General features: G+C 56.5%; 3 protein-coding genes. All 3 read right to left on the minus strand.

Annotated features, from left to right (window positions below):
- Window positions 1–139: 139 nt before the first annotated feature.
- Window positions 140–976 carry an aminoglycoside O-phosphotransferase APH(6)-Id gene (locus HMPREF2857_RS07555; RefSeq protein ID WP_000480968.1) on the minus strand — a complete coding sequence of 279 codons (837 nt, stop codon included), beginning with the start codon at window positions 974–976 and terminating at the stop codon, window positions 140–142.
- Window positions 976–1,779 carry an aminoglycoside O-phosphotransferase APH(3'')-Ib gene (gene aph(3'')-Ib / locus HMPREF2857_RS07560; RefSeq protein WP_001082319.1) on the minus strand — a complete coding sequence of 268 codons (804 nt, stop codon included), beginning with the start codon at window positions 1,777–1,779 and terminating at the stop codon, window positions 976–978. The genes HMPREF2857_RS07555 and aph(3'')-Ib overlap by 1 nt, the downstream gene beginning before the upstream one ends.
- A gap of 65 nt (window positions 1,780–1,844) precedes the next feature.
- Window positions 1,845–2,200: recombinase family protein (locus tag HMPREF2857_RS07565; RefSeq protein WP_141752001.1), on the minus strand; the 356-nt coding region annotated here is incomplete at its 5' end.

A 2,200-nucleotide genomic window follows, 5' to 3' on the forward strand; every position in this document is an offset into this window, starting at 1 on the left:
AGACGGCTATCCGGCCACGATCGCCGCAAAGATGGGGTCGTTTGCGGGAGAGGGCGAAATCCTACGCTAAGGCTTTGGCCAACGATATTCTCCGGTAAGATTGATGTGTTCCCAGGGGATAGGAGAAGTCGCTTGATATCTAGTATGACGTCTGTCGCACCTGCTTGATCGCGGCCGCGATAGCTAGATCGCGTTGCTCCTCTTCTCCATCCGCGTTCCAAGCTGCGGAAAGGCACCCATAAGCGTACGCCTGGTCGAGCAGGCGACGCGGATCGACGTCCAGCGCACGAGAGAATGCGTCCGCCATCTGTGCAATGCGTCTAGGATCGAGACAAAGGTCGTCTCTGTCAGCCGGATCGTAGAACATATTGGCGGCGCCAAAGCCCACTTCACCGACCAGACCGACGGGATCTATCACCAGCCAGCCGCGACTGGAGAACATGATGTTTTCATGATGCAGATCGCCATGTAGCCCACGCAGTTCCGAGGCATTGCTCATCATTTGATCGGCTATAATCGCCGCGTGGACGTAGTCAGTTTGACAACCTGCGTTTTGATCATCGCGCGCCCGCTGAAACAAAGCTGCAAAGCGATCCCGGATCGGGAGAAGGGCAGAAGGCAGGGGTTCCTCAGATGCGGCATACAGCTTCGCCATTAGTTCCGCTGCAATTTCGGTCGCCTGGTAGTCGCCGTGCTCGGCAACGATGTGAGAGAGCATTCGCTCCCCGGCATATTCGAGCAACATCAGATTGTTCTCACGACCGAGCAACCGGACTGCTCCCCTCCCATTGCGCCATACCAGATAGTCGGCCCCGCGCAGTTCATCAGCAATGTCTTCTATAGGTTTCAATCCCTTGACGATTGCAGGAGTCCCGTCTGGCAATGAAACTTTCCAAACGAGGCTGGAAAAGGTGTCCGCAATGAGAACAGGTTGCGAAACGTGCCAATGAGCAGGAAAAACAGGCGGCATGAACATCAACCCCAAGTCAGAGGGTCCAATCGCAGATAGAAGGCAAGGCGTTCGCGGTCGGGGGCTTCGATCCCCAATACATTGAATAGGACAGCGAAGGCGCGCTCTGCTTCATCTGGCGCTGCCCAGTTCTCTTCGGCGTTAGCAATCATGAGTGCCAAATCGGCATAGCGATCTGCTGTTCCGAGCCGCCCAAGGTCGATCAGACCCGTGCATTGAAGAGTTTTAGGGTCCACCATGAAGTTCGGCATGCAGGGATCACCATGGCAAACAACCATATCGGTGCGCTCTTGGTCGAGCCGCACCGGTAGCTCTCGTTCGACACGAGCCAAAAGATCGAGCTGCGGCGTACTCTTGTCCTCGTCCGGTAAGAAGTCGGGATTGACGGCATTGCGGGACACCACATCAACGGCGCGTCCGAACATTCGCGACAGCCTGCGCTCAAACGGACATTGATCAACCGATAGGCTGTGAACAGCGCCAAGTTGCTGCCCCATTGACGGCCACGCTTTGAGCAAATCCGCTCCAGACAGATCAGCCGCCGGTACTCCCGGAATTGCCGTTATCACCAAGCATGCACCCTCCTGTTCCTCCTGCCAGTTGATCACCTCGGGGCAAGCCACACCTCGACCTTTGAGCCAAATGAGGCGGTCACGCTCTCCAGCGAGCTCACCGCGGCGGGAAGCAGGTGCGATTTTCGCGAAGGCATGCCCGTCACCACGTCGAAAAACAAAATCACCAGATTCTCCGCCTCTGACAGGCAACCAGTCAGAATGCGATTCACCAAAAAAAATATTAGTTCGATTCAATGGAGGTTCCTTCAGTTTTCTGATGAAGCGCGGAGGTGGCTCAACCTGCGAAAAGAAACGAGTTGCTACGTAAGTCCGAGAACATGCTTTCCATGGTCTCTGAGCTCGCCTTTGGGACCGACATATCGGTAGAGAGTGACGCGCTCGATGCCGAGTTCCTTGCAGAGATCGGAAACTGAAGTATCGCGCTGGGCCATGGCGGCTTGCGCGAGACGCACCTGAGCTTTGGTGAGCGCGAATTTTCGTCCGCCCTTGCGACCGCGCGCTCTCGCGGAGGCGAGACCCGCCATGGTGCGCTCTCGGATCAGATCCCGCTCGAACTCGGCCAAGGTGGCGAAGATTCCGAACACCATGCGACCGGACGCAGTCGTGGTGTCGATCTGAGCGGGCACTGTTGCAAAGTTAGCGATGAGGCAGCCTT

The sequence above is a fragment of the Corynebacterium sp. HMSC076C10 genome (assembly GCF_001812455.1).
Lineage (GTDB): Bacteria > Actinomycetota > Actinomycetes > Mycobacteriales > Mycobacteriaceae > Corynebacterium > Corynebacterium jeikeium_D.